We start from the raw sequence: 21074 nt of genomic DNA, 5'->3' as shown, positions 1-21074 counted from the left end.
CTCCTCGACCCTCATCCGCGGCTGCGCGGTGGTCCTGGGGGCATGGCGTCGTCCCCTTGCCCCCGTGGCGCCCCGACCGGGACCTCCCGCACGCTCACCTGCGCGGCCTCGGCGCCGGGAGGACCGGCCGGACCGTGGCCGAGCGGAGTTCGGCCATGCGGGCGGCGACGTCGACCTCGGAGCGCGGGCGGGCCAGGAAGGTGTCCGGTACGTCGCCGGTCAGGCCGGCCGCCTCGTCGCGGGCGATGGCGGCGCGACAGTCGGGGCAGACGCCGTGGTCCAGGGTGGTCGTGGTCTCGTCCTCGTCGCAGAAGAGGCACATCATCACGGCGGACAGAACCTGCTCGCCCGGCTGGTCCTTCTCCGGCTGAGGGGCGGGGGTCGGCGGCATCTTGGTCTCCAGTCGTTTACGAAGGAAGCGCCCGGCGGAGTGCACGGGCGTCGGCAGGCCCGAGGTCAGGGCCTGGGTGATCTGCTCACGGCCGACGCCGCGCGCCAGCCACTCGCCGACCAGGTGTTCCAGCTCCACGCACTCACCGTCGGAGAGCTGGAGGCGGGGCTCGCGGCCACCGAGCCCGGCGAGGACGTCGTACGCCTCCGAGCGCGGGGCGCGTACGCCGGGCTCGGGCGACGGTTCGAGGTGCGGCCGTTGCGGTCCGGTCGACGTCCCCGGTCCGGCGTACGCCTCCGGTTCCGCGTACGCCTCCGGTTCGGCGCCCGCCTGCGGTTCCGCGCCCGCCTGCGGTTCCGCTTCCACTTCTGCCCGAGGTCGTGCTTCTGCCCCCGGCTGCGCTTCCGCCCCCGGTCGCGGTTCTGCTTCCGGTCGCGGTCCCGCTTCCCGTACGGGAGTGGTGGTCGACGCGGGCGCCTGCGGCTGGCCCGGCGCGTCCACGCCCCGTACGAACCGCACGTACGCCGCCCACCACTCGGCGTCCCGCGCCGTCCGGGAGAAGTACGTACGCGTCACCCAGCGCATCTGGCCGTCCGCCACCCTCACGTGCACCTTGATCCGGCGCAGGTGCCCGGCCCGGGTCAGCCGGTCCAGGGCGCTGCGGCAGGCCTGTTGCCCGTAGTCCGGCAGCTCCTCGGCGAGCACCTTGTAGCCGATCGCCGCACCTTCGGGGAGCCGGTCGATGTACGCGGCGATGGCCGCCTCGCGCGGCTCCAGGCCGGCGAAGTCGGTGGCGCGGGGCGGGACTTGGTCGGGGGCGTGACGCTTCCCATACCCGGCCTTCGCCATGGGGTGCGCGGGCGCGCGCAGGGCAGCACTAATGTTGGCCGTAGCCATGTGGGATCGACTCTCTTTCGATCTCTTGCGGTCAGACCCCGGTCGGTGTTGCGAGCACCACCGGGGTTGTCCGTTTTACGGATTGTGGGTTGCTGATCGTGAACCTAGAGCGTGCACACGCTCCGGCGCAACCTGATCACGAAAAGTCATCAACTGCCCTTCCCGTGCAGGTAGGGAGGGTGGGTGGGTTGAACCTGACCACCCATTCCTACAGAAGAGAGCTCGGGGCCCGAGGCTCGCGGCTCGGGGCTTGAGCCTCGGGCCCACCTGCACGGAAGCGCACGTCAACCTGGCAGTTACCGCGGCGGGTTGAGCTTTCGGAAATATGTCCAGCTCGTCTCGTTCGGCTCGCTCCACTCCTCCGGGGCGTGGGCGAACTCCGGGTGGTGGTCCGCGATGTAGGCGCGGGTGCGCTCGGGGACCTCCCCGTACGAACCGAGCTTGCGGCCCCGGCAGTGGAAGGTCAGGCCACCGGGCCGCTGCCCCTGGGCCATCCACGGGAGCCACGGCGACATCCGCGACCACGACATGGTGGCCGGGACGCTGGGCGCCGGGCCGTCCAGGTCGGCGCGGTCGGCGAAGAACTGGAAGAGCTCCAGCGCCTTGTAGGTGTCACCGGCCGAGTGGACGGGGTACTGGGCCACCGGCAGCGGCGAGGGGTAGGCGAGCGGGATCTCCAGGCTGAAGCAGACCTGTCCGCCCAGCGCGGTCGTCGGGATGGGGAAGGGGCGCCATTTCTGGTTGGCCGGGTCGTTCCAGACGTGCACCACCGGCTGTTCCTGCCAGGTCTCCAGGATCTCGCGGGTGGCGGGGTCCAGGTAGAAGGCGGCTTCCCGGGTGAGCAGTTGGTACGCGTCCGGGCCGGCCTCGGCGTCCTGGACGAGACGGGCGACGTTGAGCCCCTCGAAGCCGAAGACGCGCTGGTAGGGCTCGTCGGGGGCCCAGGAGTACACGTCTCCCGACCACCAGTACGTGACCTCCTCGCCGTCCAGCGAGGCGCGGGTGCGGGCGAAGGAACGGAGCAGCTCCGCGGGGGTCGGCTCGGCGGGGGCCTCCGCAGGGGGCGGCTCGGCGGGGGCCTCCACGGGGGTTGTCTCTGCGGGGGTCGGCTCGGCGGGAGTCTCTGCGGGTGTCGTCATACGGACCACTGTGCGCCACCGCCGCCCCGGGCAGCCGCCCCGGGGCGGGGGCGCCCGGGTGCGGTGCTCAGCCCGCCGCCGGTGTCTCCGCGTCGATGACCGAGGTGTTCTGCGCGGCCGCGACGCGCCGGACCCCGTCGTCCTTCGCCAGGCCGTAGGTCGGGGCGCCGGTCGGTCCGGGGAGGCCGAGCCTCACGCCTCAAGTGCCGTTGAGGCCAAGGGTCTCGGCGCGCGAGAACGTACTCCTCAGGCTGCCCCGACCGTCCGGCCCCCGTACTCGATGGACACCTTGATCCGGGCTCCGAGCGCTGCGGCGTAGGTCCGCATGCTCTCCAGGTTGTGGATCTCGCCCGCTTCGATCTGGGATACCCGCGCCTGTGAGATACCGACCGACTCGGCCACCTGCCCCTGGGTCAGACCCTGCTCCTCACGGATCACCCTCAGGTGGTGTCCCAGCACGTACGCCTCGGTCACGGTACGCGCCGCCTGCTTGCGGCCTTCCCGTTCGGCGTCGGTCGCCACCGAGGCGGCCTCGTGCATCCGCCGTTTGACGTCCGCCCAACTACTGTGCTCACTCATCGGACACCTCCAGAGTTCCCGGGCGTACCGGCATCAGCCCGATATTCGTCGTAGCGGCGTTCGGCCACCGGAATCGACTCGCGGTACCAGTTGCTCCACCGGCCCGCCTTGTCACCAGCCACCAGGAGGATGGCCCGCCGCCCCGGGTCGAAGGCGAAGAGAATGCGGACCTCACTCCTGCCGGAGCTGGCCGGCCGCAACTCCTTGAGGTTGTGGATACGGCACCCCTGGAGTCGGTCCACAAGCGGTCGGCCCAACGCGGGACCGCTGTCCGCCAGCATGTCGACCGCCGCTTCGACAAGGTCCGCCGTCACCGGATCCTCCTCCGCCAACTCGAGCAGCCACAGCTCCACCGATGAGTGAAGATTGATCTCCCAGTTCACGCTTCGTACCCCAGTCGTACGCCGCGACTGAGTAAAAGCGTTTCCTTATAACCTCAGCTCAAACGAGTGAAAGGGTGTCTCGGTGTTCTGACGGACCGGCTACTTCACCGGGCGCAGCCCCAGCGGTCCCGCGATCTCCTGGAGCATGACGCGGCCCGCCTCCTCGGCCAGGTCGTCCTCGCCCGGGTCCTGGTCGGTGTCCAGGCCGTCCAGCTCCTCCAGGGGCTGGCCGAGGCGAATGTGGGCGATCAGGGACTGGAGGGCGCGCAGGGTGGCGGAGGCGGTGGAGCCCCAGTTGGAGAAGTACGAGAACTGCCACCACCACAGCGCCTCGGCCGTGCGCTCCGCCTCGTAGTGCGCGAGGCCGTGGCCGAGGTCGGTGACCAGGTCGGCGAGGTCGTCGGAGATGCGGTGCGGGACCGGGGCCTTGCGGGGCTCGTACGGGTCGAAGACCTCGGAGTAGACGTCGATCGGCTCCAGCAGGGCCGCGAACCGCTCGCGCAGGCCGTCCGCGTCCGGCTCCGCGCCGAGGTCCGGCTCGTACCGCTCGTCGGGGAGGACGTCCTCGTACGCGCCGAGGCGGCCACCCGCGAGCAGGAGCTGCGAGACCTGGAGGAGCAGGACCGGGACGGCCTCTTCCGGCTCGTCGACCTTGGACACCTCGGTGACCGCGACGATGAACGTCTTGATCTGGTCCGCGATCTGGACGGCGAAGTCGCCCGGGTCCTGCGTGACGGAGTTCAGCGTGGCGTCAGACATCGAGGGGACCTCCCGTGGGCGCGGTCACAGACGGTGAAGCGGACGGCAGTGCGGGAAAGGGCCGGAGCCTGCGTCGTACGGCGGAGGGCCGGGAACGTACGGCGCGAGGCTGGGAACGTACGGCCGAAGGCCTGCGTCGTACGGCGGAGGGCCGGGAACCTACGGCGCGAGGCCGGGAACGTACTGCGCGAGGCTGGGAACGTACGGCGGAAAGCCGGGAACGTACGGCCGTGGGGTCAGACATCCAGGAGCCGCCTCCCCTCGAACGCGCGGCCCAGCGTGACCTCGTCGGCGTACTCCAGGTCGCCGCCGACCGGCAGGCCACTGGCCAGCCGGGTCACCCTCAGGCCCATCGGCTTGACCATCCGCGCCAGGTACGTCGCGGTGGCCTCGCCCTCCAGGTTGGGGTCGGTCGCCAGGATCAGCTCCGTGATGGAGCCGTCCGCGAGCCGGGCCAGCAGCTCACGGATGCGCAGGTCGTCGGGGCCGACGCCCTCGATGGGGCTGATCGCCCCGCCCAGGACGTGGTAGCGGCCACGGAACTCGCGCGTCCGCTCGATCGCCACGACGTCCTTGGGCTCCTCGACCACGCAGATGACGCTCTGGTCGCGGCGCGGATCGCGGCAGATCCCGCACTGCTCCTGCTGGGCGACGTTGCCGCACACGGCGCAGAACCGGACCTTGTCCTTGACCTCCAGGAGGGCATGGGCCAGGCGGCGTACGTCGGTGGGCTCGGCCTGAAGGATGTGGAAGGCGATCCGCTGCGCGCTCTTGGGACCGACGCCGGGCAGCCTGCCCAGTTCGTCGATGAGGTCCTGAACAACGCCTTCGTACAACGGAACGCCTTTCTTTGCTTCCTGCTCCGTACCGTAGTGGGTACGGGTCGGTACCAGTAGGCCCCCGGCGTCAGCTCCGGGGGGCCTGCGGCCGGATCAGAACGGCAGGCCCGGGATGGAGCCGCCGCCGCCCAGCCCCTGGGCCAGCGGGCCGAGCTTCTGCTGCTGGAGCGCCCGCGCGTTCTCGTTGGCCGCCTGGACGGCCGCCACCACGAGGTCGGCGAGTGTCTCGGTGTCCTCCGGGTCCACCGCCCTCGGGTCGATCACCAGGGCCCGCAGCTCGCCGGAGCCGGTGACGGTGGCCTTCACGAGACCTCCGCCCGCCTGTCCGTCGACCTCGGCCCTCGCCAGCTCCTCCTGAGCCGCGGCGAGGTCCTGCTGCATCTTCTGGGCCTGCTGGAGCAACTGCTGCATATCGGGCTGGCCACCACCGGGAATCACGGTCACTCCTGGCATTTCGACGACAAATGTTTCGGTAAGCCGAGCCTACGTCCTCCCCGGTCACCTCGCTCCACCCGCCGGGGACCAACTCTTTCGGGTGAGTTTCGTCAACCGCCGTGAAGGCTCCTATACCTGACCAGCGGCCCCGCGCAGGCGGGATTCCCGCGATTCCGACTCCGCGGCCCACCATTCGGCGGTAGGAAGAGCATGCACATCGATACGCATGCGCGCATGCACGGTGACGCAGAGTTACCCGCGTTACCCGCGAGGAAGCCCCGCGCGTCCGTTCCGTCCGTCAGAGTGCAGAGGAGTACCCCGGTGAGTCAGCCGGAGATGCAGCCCGAGGGGCCGCCCCGCAACGAGTCCGATGCGGGTTCCGGTGAGAGCGGAGTGGAATGTTCCGCTTCTGGCTCCCGAGCCGGAGGAGCCGGTGGGACCGGCGGGACCGGTGGGACTGGTGGAATCGGCGGGGCCGGTGGGATCGGAGGAGCCGGTGGGGCCGGTGGGGCCGGAGGCAGTGGTGGCGGTCGCGGGGTGGGAAGCGGTGATGCCGGGGGGAGCAGCGGGGGTCGTGGAGTGGGCAGCGGTGGAGCCGAGGGGCGGGGCGGATCGGGGGGCGGCGGGGCCGGGAGCGGTGGCGGTGCCCGTGCCGGTGGGGCCTGGGCCGGCGGGTCCGGGGCCGGCGGGCGCGATCTGACCGGGCGGCCCTTTCCCCTCGGGGACTGGGGCGAGCCCTCCGAACGGCTCGACGAGCTCTACCGCTGGGTCGAGTCCGGCGCCCTCGCGACGGCGGACTGGTATCTCCACGACCGCGTGTGGAAGCGCCGGGGGGCCCGAGCCCTGCGGTGGGGCACGGCCACCGGGGTCGTGGCGGGGGCCGCGCTGCCGCTGCTCGACCTGACCGGGACGCTGAGCGGGTCGGCGGGGTGGGGGTACCTGTCGCTGCTGCTGGGCGCCGCCTGCATGGCCTGTGACCGGTACTTCGGGCTGACCTCCGGCTGGATAAGGAATCTCGCCACCGCGCAGGCCGTGCAGCGGCGGCTCCAGGTGCTCCAGTTCGACTGGGCGTCGGAGTGCGTACGGGAGATGCTCGGGCCGACCGAGGGGACCGCCAGCGAGGCGGCCGAGCGGTGCCTGGGGGTGCTGCGGCGGTTCTCCGAGGACATCACGGAGCTGGTGCGGTCGGAGACGGCGGACTGGATGGTGGAGTTCCGGGCGGGGCCCGCGCCGATGGGGACGCAGGCGTTGGTGTCGGGGAGCGCGGGGGGGCGGGCCGAGCCCGGGGGGATGCCGGGGCGGTTCTCCATGCCGTCCGTCGCCGCTCGGCCGAACATGCCTCGGCAGCGGCCTCCGGAGGCGCCGCGGTAGGGGCGGGGGGTGTGGGGTGGGTCGGGGGCGGTGCCCCCGACGCCGTTCCCCGGTCCTCAAGCGCCGGACGGGCTGGGTGGGGATCGGCCGGTCCGGCGGGCTCGGGAGCCACGTCGTGAGGGTTCCGTCCTCAAACGCCGGACGGGCTGGAATTGCCGGGCCCGCTCGAAGCGGTGCGGTCCGGCGGGCTCAGGAATCACATCGCGAAGGTTCCGTCCTCAAACGCCGGACGGGCTGAAGGTGCCGGACCGGCGGGAAGTGCCGGACCGGCGGGGAGATCCGGACGGGCTGGAATTGCCGGGCCCGCTCGAAGTGGGGCGGGTGCGGTCCGGGTATGTGGTGTCGTCAGCTGAAGATGATCATTGAGCCTTGCGCCAAGGAGCGCGTTGCCGCCGCGTGCAGGCCCAGCCAGACGTGGCGCTCCCTCGCGAACGGGCTGTCGTCGTACGGGACCGGGGTCGCCGGTTCCTCCAGGGTCGTGGGGCCCGGGGGCGGCTGCGGGGCGGCCGGGGGGTTGGCCGGGTCGATGCCGATGGACGGGGCCACGTACTCCAGCTCCCGCAGCAGGCCGTGCGCGGAGCCCAGGGGGCCGCCGCCCGCCAGCAGCGCGTCGTTCGAGAGCGGGACCGGGAAGTCGACCGGGACGTACGCCCCGGCGTGGTCGTAGTGCCAGACCAGGTGCGACTGCTGCGCGTTCTGCTCGAACATCTCCAGCAACTGCTCGTAGTCGCCGCCGAGGCCCTCCACCGGGGTGACGGCCAGACCGCTCAGCTGGAGCAGGTAGGCCCGGCGCAGGAAGTGCAGGGCGTCGTAGTCGAAGCCCGCCACCGGGGCCACGTCTCCGTTGAGGCCCGGCATGTAGGCGAAGACGGGGACGGGCGGCAGCCCCGCGTCGTTCAGCGCCCTGTCGTAGACGGCGATCTCTTCGGCGAACGGATTGTCGGGGCTGTGGCACAGCACATCGACGAGGGGGACCAGCCACAGGTCACAGGCCACGAAGTCTCGCTCTCCAACGGGTTCGGCGATCGTCGGAACAGCGTAATGCGAGGTGAACCCCGCGCACAGTGCCCCGGCGCCCCGGGGCTTCCTACGGCTCCTGGGACTCCTGGGCCTGGCGGGCCTGCCGAGCCTCCTGGGCCTGGCGGGCCTCCTGGGCCTCCAAGTGGTCCGCCCAGGCCAGCGCGTGGGCGTAGTACGACTGCATCACCGCGAGCACCCCGTCCCGGTCGCCGTCGGCGATGGCCTCGACCAGCTCCTCGTGGCCGAACCACAGCACGCGCTCGTCCGCGTGCTCACCGCGCAGCCGGTGGACGGCGAACGCCCAGGCCTGGACGCGGAGTTTGGCGAGAAAGGCGGTGATGTACGGGTTGACGACGAAGGCCCCGAGCTCGCGCCAGAAGCGGAGGTCGTACCCGATCAGCACGTCGAGATCGCCGCCCTTGGCCGCGCGGACGGCCTCCGAGGCCCGGCGCCGGATCGGGGCGAGCCCCTCGGCCCGGACGGCCACCTGGTCGGCGGGGCTGCGGAAGATGCCCTCGACGACGAGGGAGCGGGCCTCGACCATCGCCCGGTAGTCCGCGATCGTGAACTCGTGGACCTGGAAGCCCCGGTGCTGGTCAGAGGCGAGCAGCCCCTGCGCGGAGAGGTCGAAGAGCGCCTCGCGGACGGGGGTCGCGGAGACGCCGTACTGTTCCGCGATCTGCTTGACGGTGAACTCCCGGCCCGGACGAAGCCGCCCGGCCAGCACTTCGTCGCGCAGCGCGTCGGCGATCTGCTGGCGCAACGTACTGCGGGTCACCCCTCCGCTCGGACCCATGGGCGACCCTTCCCGTTCGTCAGCCGTGTTCGGCTGTATTCAGCCGTCCTTCGGCTCGGGTCACCTTAAGCCAGGGGGCCGCCGTGCCCGATTTCGGGCACGGCGGGGGATGATTGAGTGCGCGAGAGTGTCCGGACGGTCACAGCGCGTGTCTGCCGGGTGTTTGCACGGTGTGCCCGTCAGGGCTTCACACCGTGTGCTCGTCGGCCACCGCCAGCGCGATGTCCAGCGCCGCCAGGCCCTCCTTGGCCTCGGCCTCGGTGACGTTGCACGCGGGGACGGCGTGGGTGCGGTTCATGTTGATGAAGGGCCACAGGCCCTGCTTCTTCGCCGCCGCCCCGAAGGCCGCCATCGGCGCGTTCGCCTCGCCGGAGGCGTTGTACGGGACGAGCGGCTCGCGGGTCTCCCGGTCGCGTACCAGCTCCAGCGCCCAGAACGCGCCGAGGCCGCGCACCTCGCCCACCGAGGGGTGGCGTTCGGCGAGTTCGCGCAGGCCGGGGCCGAGGACCCGCTCGCCGATCCGGGCCGCGTTCTCGACGACCTTCTCGTCCTCCATCACGCCGATGGTGGCGACGGCGGCGGCGCAGGCCAGCGGGTGGCCGGAGTAGGTGAGGCCGCCGGGGTAGGGGCGGGTCTCGAAGGTCGCGGCGATCTCCGCGCTGATGGCGACGCCGCCGAGCGGTACGTAACCGGAGTTGACGCCCTTCGCGAAGGTCAGCAGGTCCGGCACGACGTCGAAGTGGTCGGCGGCGAACCAGGCGCCGGTGCGGCCGAAGCCGGCCATCACCTCGTCGAGCACGAAGACGATCCCGTACCGGTCGCAGATCTCGCGGACGCCCGCCAGATAGCCCGGCGGCGGGGTCATGATGCCGGCCGTGCCCGGGACGGTCTCCAGGATGATCGCGGCGACGGTCGACGGGCCCTCGAAGGCGAGCGTGTCCTCCAAGTGCTGGAGCGCGCGGGCGCACTCCTCGGCCTCGGTCTCCGCGTAGAACGGCGAGCGGTAGAGGAACGGCGCCCAGAAGCGTACGACGCCGGCCGAGCCGTTGTCGGAGGGCCAGCGGCGGGGGTCGCCGGTGAGGTTGATCGCGGTGGAGGTGGCGCCGTGGTACGAGCGGTAGGCGGAGAGCACCTTCGTACGGCCGGTGTGGAGGCGGGCCATGCGGACGGCGTTCTCGACGGCCTCGGCCCCGCCGTTGGTGAAGAAAATCTTGTCCAGGTCGCCGGGGGTGCGCTCGGCGATGAGGCGTGCGGCCTCCGAGCGTGCCTCGATGGCGAACGCGGGCGCGAACGTGGCGAGTTTCCCGGCCTGCTCCTGGATCGCGGCGACCACGGTGGGGTGCTGGTAGCCGATGTTCGTGTAGACGAGGCCGCTGGTGAAGTCGAGGTAGCGGTTGCCGTCGTAGTCCCAGAAATAGGCCCCCTCGGCGCCGGCGACGGCGAGCGGGTCGATGAGGCCCTGGGCGGACCAGGAGTGGAACACGTGCGCGCGGTCCGCGGCCTTCACGGCCGCACCGGCCGCGGGGTCGGCGTACGGGGCATGAGGGGCATGAGGGGTCATGCGGCGAGCGTAGGCGCTGGTGGGAGGCGGTCTCCATGGCCATGTTGTACGGCGTGGGGCGCGGGGGTCGGCAGGGTGTCGGGTCCGGGGCACCTCGCGTCCGGGCCCTCGCGGAGGTGCGGCCCGAGGACCGTGCGCTGCTCCTCCTCCCCGGGGCCGGGCTCCGGGAGGCGGGCGACGGTCCACCCGGCTCGTCCGGCGTTCGAGGACGGAGCCGTGGATCGAACCCGTTCGGGGAGTGGGCGGGGGCGGTGCCTGCGGGGGCGGTGCTCGCGGAGGTGGTGCTCGCAGGGGCGGTGCTCGCGGAGGTGGTGCTCCCGGGGGTGGTGCCCGCGGGGGTGGTGCCCGCGGGGGCGGTGCCCGCGGGGGCGGTGCCCGCGGGGGCGGTGCCCGCAGGAGCCGGTGCCCGCAGGGGGCGGTGCCCGCAGGAGCCGGTGCCCGCAGGGGGCGGTGCCCGCAGGAGCCGGAACGTTGGCTCCGGGCTCCCCGCCCCCAAGGTTCCGTCCTCGAACGCCGGACGGGCCGGCGGCAGGCGGAACCAGGCGCACCGGAAGCGTGTCGTAGACGGGGTGAGGGACCATGGCGGCGGCACCCCCGTACCGGCGGGGCTATCCTCGTGCCGGCCGCAGGGGAGGAAGCGCACATGGACGAGCTCGGGCCCGACGACCCGCACCGCATAGGTGCGTACCGCCTCCTCGGCCGCCTGGGAGAGGGCGGCATGGGCCAGGTCTTCCTCGCCCGCTCCGACCGGGGCCGCACCGTCGCCCTCAAGCTCGTCCGCCGCGAGCTGGCCGAGCAGCCGGAGTTCCGCGCCCGCTTCCGCCAGGAGGTCCGCGCCGCGCACCAGGTCGGCGGCGCCTGGACCGCCCCGGTCCTGGACTCCGACACCGAGGCCCCGATCCCCTGGGTCGCCACCGGGTACGTCGCCGGGCCCTCGCTCCACCGCATCGTCTCGGGCCGCCCCGGCGCCCCCCTCACCGACTCGGGGGCGTACGGGCCGCTGCCGGTACGTTCCGTCCAGCTCCTGGGCTCCGGCCTCGCCCACGCCCTCCAGCACATCCACCGCGCCGGGCTCATCCACCGCGACCTCAAGCCGTCCAACGTCCTGCTCACCATCGACGGCCCCCGGGTCATCGACTTCGGCATCGCCCGCGCCCTGGAGACCCTGGCCGAGGGCGACCTGACCCGGACGGGCGCGATGATCGGCTCGCCCGGGTTCATGGCCCCGGAGCAGGTGCGCGGTGAGCGCGTGACCCCCGCGTGCGACGTGTTCTGCCTGGGTTCGGTGCTCGCGTACGCGGCGTCCGGCCGGCTCCCCTTCGGCGCGGCCGAGAGCGGTGGGGCGCACGCGCTGATGTTCCGGATCACCCAGGGGGACGCGGACCTGACCGGCGTACCGGCGGAGCTGGCCGGGGTCGTAGGGGACTGCCTGGCCAAGGACCCGGCCGCCCGGCCCTCCACGGACGAGCTGCTGGCCCGGCTGGGTGAGGCGGAGGCCGAGGAGCCCTGGCTCCCCGCCACCCTCATCGCCCAACTGGGGCGCCACGCGGTGGGGTTGCTGGACGCGGAGGACCCGCAGGGGCCGGAGGCGGCGGGCCCGGGGGCAGTGGGCCCGGGGCGCTCGGGGAACCCGCAGGGTACGGGCCACCCGGAGGGTACGGGCCACCCGGAGCGCCCGGAGCACCCTCGGAGCGCGGAGAACTCACAGGGTGCGGAGCATCCGCAGCGCCCGGCGGGCCCCCGGCACCCGGCGGATTCCCGCAGCTCGGCGGGCCCGCGCAGCTCGGCGGACTCCCGGCGCCCGGAGCACCCGCAGCGCCCCGACACACCCCCCGCCTCCGTCCACGCCCTGCCCACCCAGGTCGCCCCCGCCGGCCCGGCCATCCCCGCCACTCCCGCCGCCCCCCTTGTGGCCCCGGCCCCACCCCCGTACGCCCAACAGCCCCAGCCCCACCCCCAGCCGCAGCCCCACTCCCCGTACGGCGGGCCCCACCACCAGAGCTACAGCCCCGGGCCCACCCCCGTACCGGCGTACAACACACCGCTCCCGCACGCCTACTTCACCCAGGCTCCGGCGCCGGCGCCCACCCCCGCGCGCCGGTCGGCCGGGGCGACCGTCGCGCTCGTGGCCGTCGCGGTGGTCGTGGCGATAGGCGCGGGCGGGTCCGTGTACGCGTTCATGAACGGCAAGGGCGGCGACACCGCCGCCCCCGGGCCGTCCACCTCGGCCTCCCCCTCCGCATCCGCCTCCGGCAACACGGCGGGCACCGACGACGGGGGCGTCATCCCGGGCGACTACCTCGGCACCTGGGCGGGCTCCATCCCCGGCGACCGGGGCGCGTCCACCCGGACGCTGACCATCCGCCAGGGCGACGTCGGCGACCAGGTCCTCTCCCTCACCGCCGAAGGCCCCCTGGCGCTGGGCGCCACGTACCACTGCGAGTTCATCGCACCCCTGGCCGCCCGCCCCGCCGCCGGCGAACCCGTCCGCATCGGCCCCTCCACCGTCTCCGTGGGCCGGCCGTCCGCCTCCTGCTCCCCCGGGAAGGCCACCGAGCTGACCCTCCTCCCGGACGGCACCCTGCGCCGGGCCACGATCGAGTCGGGCGAGAGCCTGATCTACACCAGGTCGGAGTGAGCCGACGGCACTTCGGCCGAGGAGGCCGAGGAGGCCGGAAGCCGGAGGCCAAGGAAGCCGGAGCCGCCTAGGAAACCGGGGGCTCCGAGGAAGCCGGGGCAGCCTGGGGCGCCGAGGAAGCCGAGGGAACCTGGGGCTCCGAGCCAGCCGGGGCAGCCGGGGGACCCTGGGACTCCGAGGAAGCCGAGGCAGCCGAGCCAGCCGAGCCAGCCGAGGAACCCTGGGACTCCGAGGAACCCTCGGCCTCCGAGCCAGCCGGCGGCGCCGTCCGCCGCAGCGCCCCCGTGATCAGCGCCGCGCCCGCCAGCAGCACCAGCACCACGATCATCGCCGCGCGCAGGCCCACGTGGTCGGCGAGGAAGCCCAGCGAGGGCGGGCCGACCAGGAACGCCGCGTAGCCCGCCGTCGAGACCGCCGCGACCCGGGCCGAGGCGTCCGGCCCTCCTTCCCCCTCCCCCGCCGCCGAGACCGTGACCGGGAACCCCAGCGAGGCGCCGAGCCCCCACAGCACGACCGCCGCCCCGGCGAGCAGCGCGCTGGACGAGAACACCACCAGGGCCACGCCCACCGCCGCCACGACCGCGCTCGCCCGCACCACGGCCGCCGGGCCGTACCGCACCAGCAGCGGCCCGCCCGCGAACCGGCCCGTCGTCATCGCCACGGCGAACATCAGGAACGTCAGCGAACCGGCCGTCGCGCTCGTCCCGTGACCGTCCACCATCAGCAGCGGCAGCCAGTCGTTGGCGGAGCCCTCCGCGAACGCCATGGCCAGCACGATCAGCCCGATCAGCACCAGCCGCCGGTCCCGCCACACCTCCACCTGCGCCCGCCACCCACCGGCCCCGGCCCGCCCGCCGTCACGGGACTCCGGCTCCTCCCGGCCCGTACCCGCCGGAACCGCCCGTACGGTCCACACGCCGGCCGTCGCGACCGCCACGGCCACCGCCGCCAGGTGCCAGCCGACCGGGAACCGCACCGCCGTCATCCCCATCCCCAGCAGCGCACCGACCACGGTCCCGAGGCTGAAGCAGCCGTGCAGCACCGGCAGGACCGGGCGCCCCACGGTCCGCTCCACCGCCGCGCCCTCGATGTTGAACGCCACCTCCGCGAGCCCCATCCCGGCCCCGAACAGCGCCAGCCCGCCGAAGACCCCGCCGGACACCTCCAGCGCCGCGCCCCCGGCGACCCCCAGCAGTCCGGCGACGATCAGTCCCGCCCCGACCGCGATCACCGGCCGCCCGCCGTGCTTGCGTACGAGCCCGCCGGAGACCAGCACACCCGCCATGGACCCGATGGAGAGCCCGAACAGCACCAGGCCCATCGACCCCGTGGACACGTCCAGCGCGTCCCGTACGGCGGGGGTCCTGGCCACCCAGGACGCCATGCTCACTCCGGTGGCGAGCATGAAGAGGAAGAGCGCGGCGCGCCAGCGGCGGGTGCGGGCGTCCATGACCGGCAAGGGCTTCGTCGGGGCAGCCATCAGAGCAACGCCTCAGCAGACGGGAGGGGGCGGAAGGTGGAGCGTACGATCGTACGCCTGGAGCGTACGCCCGCACACAGGCCACCGAGCCTGCGCTCCCCCGCACACAGGCCAACCTCGCCGCCTGCGTAAGCCCGCACACGCACCGCCCCGCCGCCTGCGTAAGCCCGCACACAGACCACCCCGCCGCCTGCGTACGTCCGCACACGCACCATCTCGCCGCCTGCCGCCCCCGCATGCGCGGCGTCCCGGCGCCCGTCGAGTTTTCTAGGTATCCGTAGATTGGCCCGCCCGATGCAACGGCGGACGCGGCACACCTATGGTTCCGCCCAAGCGGAAGATCCTCGGCACGGCCCGGTCATGGCTCCGGCCGTACGACCCACTCCACGCCGGAGCACGCCGTGCCCGAGCATCCCGGCCGGCCGGACGGACGGCGCGAACACCGGACGGGCCGCCGAAGCCTGACGCATGCACCGAAAAGCGGAAATCCGGAAAACCGGAAGCCCAAAAGCCCGAAAGAGCCGGAAGACCGGCGGAAGAGCCGGAAGGCCGGCCGGAAGAGCCGGAAGGCCGGAAGGCCGGAAAGGCAGAGAACCAGGAGCAGGCGCCTCCGCCGCCTCCACGACGGATGAGCAATAGCTCCCGGCCTTTGGGTCGCTCCGGTCATCGACGTGTTTCGGGCGACCCGAACCGAGTGCCGCCGAAATCCTCCCGGCCGGGCGCTCCCCACCACCGACAACGCCTGCGACCAGGCAAGTTGACGCCCCATAAGGGCCGACCCATTAACAGAAGCCTCGCCATTTCTGTAAAAAAAACTTTCTCCCGCACGTGTCTTGAAGTCCATCCGAAGGCTAGGCAATAGTTCGGGGCGCGGCGAGTTCCCGAACTCCCCGCCAGCCAGGAACCACCCCGCGTCGGAGCGCTGTTGGCGTTTACCGGCGCACAACCCCCCTCCTCGGGTTTCTGGCTGTCATCCGGAAGGAATCAACGTGCGCAACTCTCGTAAATACTGTCTTGCTGCGGCGGGCGCCATGCTCACGGCCTCCGCGGTCCTGGGGACCCAGACCATGGCGCAGGCGCAGGACGTGGCGCCCACTCCCCGCTACCAGCCCGAGATGGTCCAGGCGTTGGCCGCGTCGCTCGGCGTGAGCGAGAAGGCCGCGATCGACCGGCTGGACCGGCAGGACGCCCAGCAGACCAAGCTCGCCGAGCTGACGAAGAGAGGGATAGCCGACGACGGGGCCTTCTTCGACGCCTCCGGCAAGCTGACCGTCAACGCCGACGACACCGCCGAGGCGGCCAAGATCCAGAAGGCCGGCCTCGCCGCCCGGGTGCCGGCCCGTGGCCAGGCCGCGCTCGACAAGGTCAAGGCCGAGCTGGACGCCGTCGCCGCGAAGAAGGTCCCCTCCGGGGTGGTCGCCTGGTCCGTGGACGTGGCCTCCGACAAGGTGACCGTCAAGGTCAACAACGACCGGGGCGCCGCCGCCAAGGCGTTCCTCGCCCAGGCCGCCAAGCACGGCTCCGCCGTCGAGATCGTGCGCGGCGAGGAGAAGCTCGAGGCCAAGGCCGCGATCTACCCCGGCAGCAAGATGACGTTCAACAACACCAGCCAGTGGTGCTCCGTCGGCTACGGGGCCCGTGACCGGTCGGGCAAGCAGTACCTGGTGACCGCGGGGCACTGCGTCACGAACACCCTGCGCTACGACGGTGCGGCCTTCGCCCAGGGTTACCACACCCGCTACAAGGTCGGCACGCGCAGCGTCGACATGGGCACGCTGTCCATCAACTCCGGCCACTCGATCACCACCAGCGTCGGCACCTGGGGCAACAGCAACCCGATCGCCGTCAAGGGCAGCAGCCGCGCCTCGTCCGGCGCCGCGGTCTGCAAGTCCGGCGCCACCACCGGCTGGACCTGCGGCACGATCGGCTCGTACAACAACTCCGTCACCTACGTCGACCTCAACGGCGGCCCCGACACGGTCGTCAGCGGTCTGGCCACCTCCACCGTCTGCGTCGAGGGCGGCGACAGCGGCGGTGCGTACATCTCCGGCAACCAGGGCCAGGGCATGACCTCCGGCGGCCCGATCAACCAGAAGTGCACCAGCGGGGTCAACTCGCGCGGCACCTCCTACTTCCAGCCGCTCAACGACGCCCTCAGCTACTACGGGCTGACGCTCAACACCAACTGAGCACAGCATCCGTAGCAGGACCGGTCAGGGGTCGCTCACCAGGCAGGACGAGCGGCCCCTGACCGCCTTTGCTCCCCACGAAGCCCGCCGCTCCCGCCCCTCCCCCACGGATCCCGCCCGCTGGAAGACGTCGTCATGCCGAACACCTCCCACACCGACGATCCGGACGCGATGTTCGCGGCCGCGTTCAAAGAGGCGCTGCAACGGCGGGGCCTGCGCCTGGACTCCGTACGCGACCACCTCCTGTCGTACGGGATCAGCCTCAGCCTCGCCACCCTCAGCCACTGGCAGCGCGGACGCAGCCAGCCGGAGAAGCCCCAGTCCCTCCGCGCCGTCGCCATCCTGGAACCGTTCCTCGGCCTTCCGAGCGGCACCCTCAGCTCACTGCTGAGACGCCGGCCGCGCGGCGGGTTCCCACCGCACGACCCGGCCGCCCTCCGCGGCGTCTACGGCGAGAACTCCGACGTCGAAAAGGTCCTGGGCGATCGTTTCCCCCACTTCAACGCCCACCTCCGGCGCCTGGTCGTCCACGAGACGGTGAACGTGAACGAGCACCGCATCGTCGACGAGATCAGCGTCACCGTCGCCGTCAAAGCCGTCCGCAACAACGCCCACCACCTGACCGTCGTCCACAGCCTGGACTCGCCGAACGCCGACATGGTCGCGTTCGCCACCCCCCACGGGCCGCCCCCGGACACCCGGTTCCTGCCGGAGCTGAACTGCGTGACCGCCGAGATCCCCCTCGGCCGCCGACTGGCCCGGAACGAGACCGCGGTCGTCGAGTACACGCTCCACTCCGCCTCCACCACAGGCGTCTCCCACGAGCACGAGCGTCGCTTCACCACGCCCCTACAGGCCTACCTGCTCCACGTACGGTTCCACCCCCGGGCGATACCGTCGAAGTGCTGGCACTACTACCGCGAGCAGGTCGACGCCCAACCGCAGAACCGGCAACTCGCACCCCTCGACGACTTCTGCACGACGCACCTGCTGCCCACGAAGTGCGTACCGGGCGTGTACGGCGTCGACTGGCAGTGGACGGACTGACTACCAGCGCGAGGAATCCGGCCCGCCTGCGCCGCTCCCTCAGTGCTGGTCAATGGTCTTCACGTACTCCTCGAAGGCAACCGACTCCTCGACCGCGATCCGCTGGTACTCAAGGAACGGACCAACGTCACCGTCGAACACCTCTCGGCTGATCTGCCGACCGTCGGAGTGGTAGTTCATGAGCACCACTTCGGAACGGTCGAACAGCCAGAAATCCTGAACCCCCTCAAGGGGGTTGGGCCGGTCCGTCACGTCGAGAATGCGGATCTCCTCGCCGGCCAGCGAGTGAGCCCTGTAGTAGTGGTGGAACTCGAACCGCAGGTAGTCGGAGAGCGGGCGGGTCAGCACATGGACCCGCCCTTGGCTTCGCCCCTGTACGACTTGTCGGCGCAGCCGGTCGGTGTACTCGTTCGACACGGTCGCCGGGTCGATGCGGGCACCGCCCCTGAACGCCGCGAACTCCTCCGCCTCTTGGGGCATGAGGTACTGCGGAAGGGTCTCAAGACGCCAGGCTTCCCGCTGAAAACCTTCGAAGCGAGCAGCCCATTCCTCACCGGCCAAGAACACGAACGGCCTCCATCGACGTCTCCTCCTGATGCTCCACGAGCTTTTCCCCGCCGGACGCCTCGAAGGCGCCGGAAGCACCGGCCCGAACCACGCGTCCTCCTCGGGCGGCCCCCTGCGGACCGGTTGTGACGACGGTACGGGCGGGGCGGCCGGGCCGTCCATGCGAGAACCCCGGCGGGCGCGCCGCGCTCTATGCTGCGGGATGCGAGGAGAGACCACGCCGAACGAGGAGGCGCCGGGTGGCGACAGGGCGCACCGACCCCGACCGGCGGGACCGCATCATCGACGCGGCCCTCGACCTCATCGCCGACGAGGGCGTCGCGGGCATGTCGCACCGGAAGGTGGCCGCCCGCGCCGGGGTTCCGCTCGGGTCGATGACGTACCACTTCGCGAGCATGGACGAGCTGCTCCACGAGGCGTTCACCCGCTTCTCCGGCACGATCGTCGCCGTCTTCGAGGACCGCCTCGGCGCCGCCGCCACCCCCGACGAGGCCCGCGAGGCCGTCGCCGACCTCGTCCACCACCTCTCCAGCGGCAACCAGCGCGAGCTGATCCTCACCCACGAGCTCTACACCCTCGCCGCCCGCAAGCCCGCCTACCGCGAGCTCACCCGCACATGGATGAGCCGCAGCCGACGCGCCCTGGAATGGCACTTCGACGCCGCCACCGCCCGCCAGCTCGACGCGCTCATCGAGGGCCTGTCCATCCACCGCGCCCTGGAGACCGAGCCGCACGACCGCGCCCTGACGGCCGAGGCCATCGCCCGGATCACCGCGCCGAAGTGATTTGGCCGCCATAGTGCGGTATTGGCCAAATTCCCCGAGTACGCCTGCCGGGGGCGAGCCGCACGGGACGATTGAGACATCCATCCACGTATCCGTACGGGAGGTCATCATGGGCACGCACGGCAAGCCGGCACCGGACCCGTCGCAGGGCAAGCCGCCGCCCGGCAACTCCGACGGGCAGGTCCCGCCCTCGCCTCCGCCCACCGGCACCCGACGGAAGTAGCCCGCGTGCTGGAGGAACGCCGTCGGCGCCTGCTCTCCGCGATGACCGACGGGGCTCTGTGGCCTGCGGACTCTCCGTGGGTCCGCGAGGCCATGGAGGCGCTTCCCCGGGACCGTTTCGCCCCTGACAGCGTCTGGGTCTGGACCGGGGAGCGGTACGAGGCGGTGCACCGGGCCGACACACCGGGGGCGTGGGCGGCCGAGGTCCATCCCGATCCGTACGGCTCGACCGTCACCCAGGTCACCGACGGCATGCCGACGTCCAGCATTTCGTGCGCGGCCGTCGTCGCCACCATGCTGGACTCGCTCGTCCTGGAGCCCGGACACCGGGTGCTCGAACTGGGCACCGGTTCCGGCTGGAACGCCGCCCTGCTCGCCGAGCGCGCCGGCCAGGGCCAGGTGACCAGCATCGAGATCGACGCCGGACTCGCCGCCCACGCCCGCCGGCGCATCGAGGCGGCCGGCCACCGGGTTCGCGTCATCACCGGAGACGGCGACGGTGACGGCCACAGCGACGGCGAGTTGCCGGAGGATGCGGCGTTCGACCGGGTGATCTCCACGTACGCCGTCGAGCGCGTGCCGTGGACGTGGGTGCAGCGCACACGACCGGGCGGCCGGATCGTCACCCCCTGGGGACACACGGGGTGCGTCGCGCTCACCGTGGCGCAGGACGGTGCGTCGGCGACCGGCTGGGTGCAGGCCCCGGCCCGCTTCATGCCCAGCCGTCGCACGGAACGTCCGTTCTCGTCCTTCGAGCGCGTACGGGACGGGGGCAGCGGCGTACCGGCCGCGTTCCCCCGGTCCGTACAGGCCCTGTCCCATCCCGATGTGCTGTTCGCGCTGCGCGTCCTGCTGCCGGACGTCCAGGTCGACACCCGGGCCGCCGGGGCCGACGGGCGGGCGGCGGCCTGGCTCAGCGACGGGCGCTCCTCGTGGGCCGTCCTCCAGCAGGCGGGCACCTCCGTGAACGCACGCCGTGGCGGGGAACGAGACCTGGCCGACGAAGCCACCCGGGCCTGGACCGTATGGGAAGAGCGCGGGTCACCCGGTATGTACGACTTCGGGCTGCACATCACCCCCGACACGCAGCACGTCTTCACCGGCGACGACCCACCAGGCCCGCACAGTCCGCACGGCCCGCACGGCCCCTGCTGGAAACCGCTGGCGGACGCCCAGGTCACAGCGGACCCAGCACCTCCCCCGGCTCGGCTTCGAGTTCCAGGGTTTCGAGGACCGTGAGCAGTTGCCGCTCTTCGTAGCGGAAGTGGTTCTCCATGATCGCCGCGACGCCTTCGAGGTGCTGGTCCAGCTCCTCGGGAGGCGCGGCCCGCTCGACCGCGGCGCGAAGGCCGCCGAGCAGGTGGGCGATCATCGAGTGGTCCTGCTCCAAGGCACGCAGTACGGGGCGCAGTTCCGGGTGTGCCTGTGCGATGGCCGGGAACAGGGTGCGGTCCTCGCCCTGGTGGTGGCCGTCGAGGGCCGCGCAGAAGCCGTGGCAGTACAGCAGCAGGTCACGGGTGGCCGATTCCCCGGGGGTGCCGACGGCGAGGGAGGCGCGGGTCACGTTCAGCGCTTCCCGCAGTTGGCCGTGTACCCGGCGGAGTTCTTGGCTCCAGGCCACAAGCCTGGTCGTCTCGCGCTCAGTCACGCGAGAGCGAAGGGTGCGACGAGTGCATCGTCGGCCTCCTTCGGTCCGGCGCCTCCATGCCTGACACGGTCTGCCACCGGCACGCGACGCTCCGGCCACCCTAGTACGCCTCTCGCCCCGCCGACACCCCTGTCATTCCTCCCACCGGGCCCCACCGGAAACGGGGTTGGGGGGGGGGGGGCGCCCCCCCCCCCCCCCCCCCCACCCCCCCCCCCCCCCCCCCCCCCCCCCCCCCCCCCCCCCCCCCGCCCCCCCCCCCCCCCCCCCCCCCACCCCCCCCCCCCCCCCCCCCCCCCCACCCCACCCCCCCCCCCCCCACCCCCCACCC

General features: G+C 72.4%; 20 protein-coding genes. 6 read left to right on the top strand and 14 right to left on the bottom strand.

Translation table 11 applies throughout. The features are described 5' to 3' along the window. Window positions 1-94: 94 nt before the first annotated feature. The 8 genes from AB0917_RS17515 to AB0917_RS17480 all read right to left on the bottom strand — a co-directional run bounded on the left by AB0917_RS17515 (window position 95) and on the right by AB0917_RS17480 (window position 5425). Entirely contained in the window at window positions 95-1240 is a 1146-nt protein-coding gene (locus AB0917_RS17515; RefSeq protein WP_366820429.1) for a hypothetical protein, read from the bottom strand. 344 nt (window positions 1241-1584) lie between these two features. Further along, window positions 1585-2427 (bottom strand): DUF1838 family protein, encoded by an 843-nt coding sequence (locus tag AB0917_RS17510; RefSeq protein WP_366820428.1) that lies wholly within the window; start codon window positions 2425-2427, stop codon window positions 1585-1587. A gap of 67 nt (window positions 2428-2494) precedes the next feature. Next, on the bottom strand, window positions 2495-2623 hold the full coding sequence (locus tag AB0917_RS17505; RefSeq protein WP_366820427.1) for a hypothetical protein: 129 nt from the start codon (window positions 2621-2623) through the stop codon (window positions 2495-2497). A gap of 50 nt (window positions 2624-2673) precedes the next feature. Beyond that, complete coding sequence (locus tag AB0917_RS17500) at window positions 2674-3006, bottom strand: helix-turn-helix transcriptional regulator (RefSeq protein WP_366820426.1); 333 nt, start codon at window positions 3004-3006, stop codon at window positions 2674-2676. Then, the gene (locus AB0917_RS17495; RefSeq protein WP_366820425.1) at window positions 3003-3389 is read right to left on the bottom strand and encodes a type II toxin-antitoxin system RelE/ParE family toxin; all 387 of its coding nucleotides are present in this window, start codon (window positions 3387-3389) and stop codon (window positions 3003-3005) included. The genes AB0917_RS17500 and AB0917_RS17495 overlap by 4 nt, the downstream gene beginning before the upstream one ends. A 99-nt stretch (window positions 3390-3488) precedes the next feature. Further along, a complete protein-coding gene (locus AB0917_RS17490) occupies window positions 3489-4148 on the bottom strand; it encodes a DUF5063 domain-containing protein (protein ID WP_366820424.1) in 660 nt (219 codons plus the stop codon). A gap of 236 nt (window positions 4149-4384) precedes the next feature. Beyond that, window positions 4385-4984, bottom strand: a complete 600-nt coding sequence (gene recR, locus AB0917_RS17485) for a recombination mediator RecR (RefSeq protein WP_356755652.1) — start codon at window positions 4982-4984, stop codon at window positions 4385-4387. A gap of 96 nt (window positions 4985-5080) precedes the next feature. Beyond that, entirely contained in the window at window positions 5081-5425 is a 345-nt protein-coding gene (locus AB0917_RS17480; protein ID WP_366820447.1) for a YbaB/EbfC family nucleoid-associated protein, read from the bottom strand. A gap of 576 nt (window positions 5426-6001) precedes the next feature. On the opposite strand from AB0917_RS17480, the gene AB0917_RS17475 reads away from it, so the two are divergent. Then, the gene (locus AB0917_RS17475) at window positions 6002-6793 is read left to right on the top strand and encodes an SLATT domain-containing protein (RefSeq protein ID WP_366820423.1); all 792 of its coding nucleotides are present in this window, start codon (window positions 6002-6004) and stop codon (window positions 6791-6793) included. 345 nt (window positions 6794-7138) lie between these two features. Here the strand turns inward: AB0917_RS17475 and AB0917_RS17470 are convergent, their stop codons facing one another. From AB0917_RS17470 to AB0917_RS17460, 3 genes are all read right to left on the bottom strand, one after another. Then, the gene (locus tag AB0917_RS17470) at window positions 7139-7789 is read right to left on the bottom strand and encodes a hypothetical protein (protein ID WP_366820422.1); all 651 of its coding nucleotides are present in this window, start codon (window positions 7787-7789) and stop codon (window positions 7139-7141) included. 91 nt (window positions 7790-7880) lie between these two features. Further along, a complete protein-coding gene (locus AB0917_RS17465; protein WP_366820421.1) occupies window positions 7881-8609 on the bottom strand; it encodes a GntR family transcriptional regulator in 729 nt (242 codons plus the stop codon). A gap of 187 nt (window positions 8610-8796) precedes the next feature. Beyond that, complete coding sequence (locus AB0917_RS17460) at window positions 8797-10170, bottom strand: aspartate aminotransferase family protein (protein WP_366820420.1); 1374 nt, start codon at window positions 10168-10170, stop codon at window positions 8797-8799. Between the two features lie 643 nt (window positions 10171-10813). On the opposite strand from AB0917_RS17460, the gene AB0917_RS17455 reads away from it, so the two are divergent. Then, window positions 10814-12808 (top strand): protein kinase, encoded by a 1995-nt coding sequence (locus AB0917_RS17455; protein ID WP_366820419.1) that lies wholly within the window; start codon window positions 10814-10816, stop codon window positions 12806-12808. A 67-nt stretch (window positions 12809-12875) separates the two neighbouring features. Here the strand turns inward: AB0917_RS17455 and AB0917_RS17450 are convergent, their stop codons facing one another. Beyond that, on the bottom strand, window positions 12876-14258 hold the full coding sequence (locus AB0917_RS17450) for an MFS transporter (protein WP_366820446.1): 1383 nt from the start codon (window positions 14256-14258) through the stop codon (window positions 12876-12878). A 1019-nt stretch (window positions 14259-15277) separates the two neighbouring features. Between AB0917_RS17450 and AB0917_RS17445 the strand changes: the two genes are divergently transcribed. Both AB0917_RS17445 and AB0917_RS17440 read left to right on the top strand, forming a co-directional pair. Then, a complete protein-coding gene (locus AB0917_RS17445) occupies window positions 15278-16477 on the top strand; it encodes a S1 family peptidase (RefSeq protein WP_366820418.1) in 1200 nt (399 codons plus the stop codon). 135 nt (window positions 16478-16612) lie between these two features. Continuing rightward, window positions 16613-17524, top strand: coding sequence for a hypothetical protein (locus AB0917_RS17440; RefSeq protein ID WP_366820417.1), 912 nt, complete (start codon window positions 16613-16615; stop codon window positions 17522-17524). A 39-nt stretch (window positions 17525-17563) separates the two neighbouring features. Here AB0917_RS17440 and AB0917_RS17435 read toward each other — a convergent pair whose 3' ends face one another. Next, window positions 17564-18091, bottom strand: a complete 528-nt coding sequence (locus tag AB0917_RS17435; RefSeq protein ID WP_366820416.1) for a DUF6879 family protein — start codon at window positions 18089-18091, stop codon at window positions 17564-17566. A 239-nt stretch (window positions 18092-18330) separates the two neighbouring features. On the opposite strand from AB0917_RS17435, the gene AB0917_RS17430 reads away from it, so the two are divergent. Both AB0917_RS17430 and AB0917_RS17425 read left to right on the top strand, forming a co-directional pair. Beyond that, window positions 18331-18876: a TetR family transcriptional regulator gene (locus tag AB0917_RS17430; RefSeq protein ID WP_366820415.1), complete on the top strand. Its 546-nt coding sequence runs from the start codon at window positions 18331-18333 to the stop codon at window positions 18874-18876. Between the two features lie 228 nt (window positions 18877-19104). Continuing rightward, window positions 19105-20337, top strand: coding sequence for a methyltransferase domain-containing protein (locus AB0917_RS17425; RefSeq protein WP_366820414.1), 1233 nt, complete (start codon window positions 19105-19107; stop codon window positions 20335-20337). On the opposite strand, the gene AB0917_RS17420 is transcribed toward AB0917_RS17425, so the two are convergent. Continuing rightward, window positions 20276-20746, bottom strand: a complete 471-nt coding sequence (locus tag AB0917_RS17420) for a hemerythrin domain-containing protein (RefSeq protein WP_366820413.1) — start codon at window positions 20744-20746, stop codon at window positions 20276-20278. The genes AB0917_RS17425 and AB0917_RS17420 overlap by 62 nt on opposite strands. Window positions 20747-21074: the final 328 nt, after the last annotated feature.

The organism is Streptomyces sp. NPDC007346 (genome assembly GCF_040703535.1).
In the GTDB taxonomy this organism is placed as follows: Bacteria; Actinomycetota; Actinomycetes; order Streptomycetales; family Streptomycetaceae; genus Streptomyces.
This window is presented reverse-complemented; position numbering and strand designations above follow the sequence as displayed.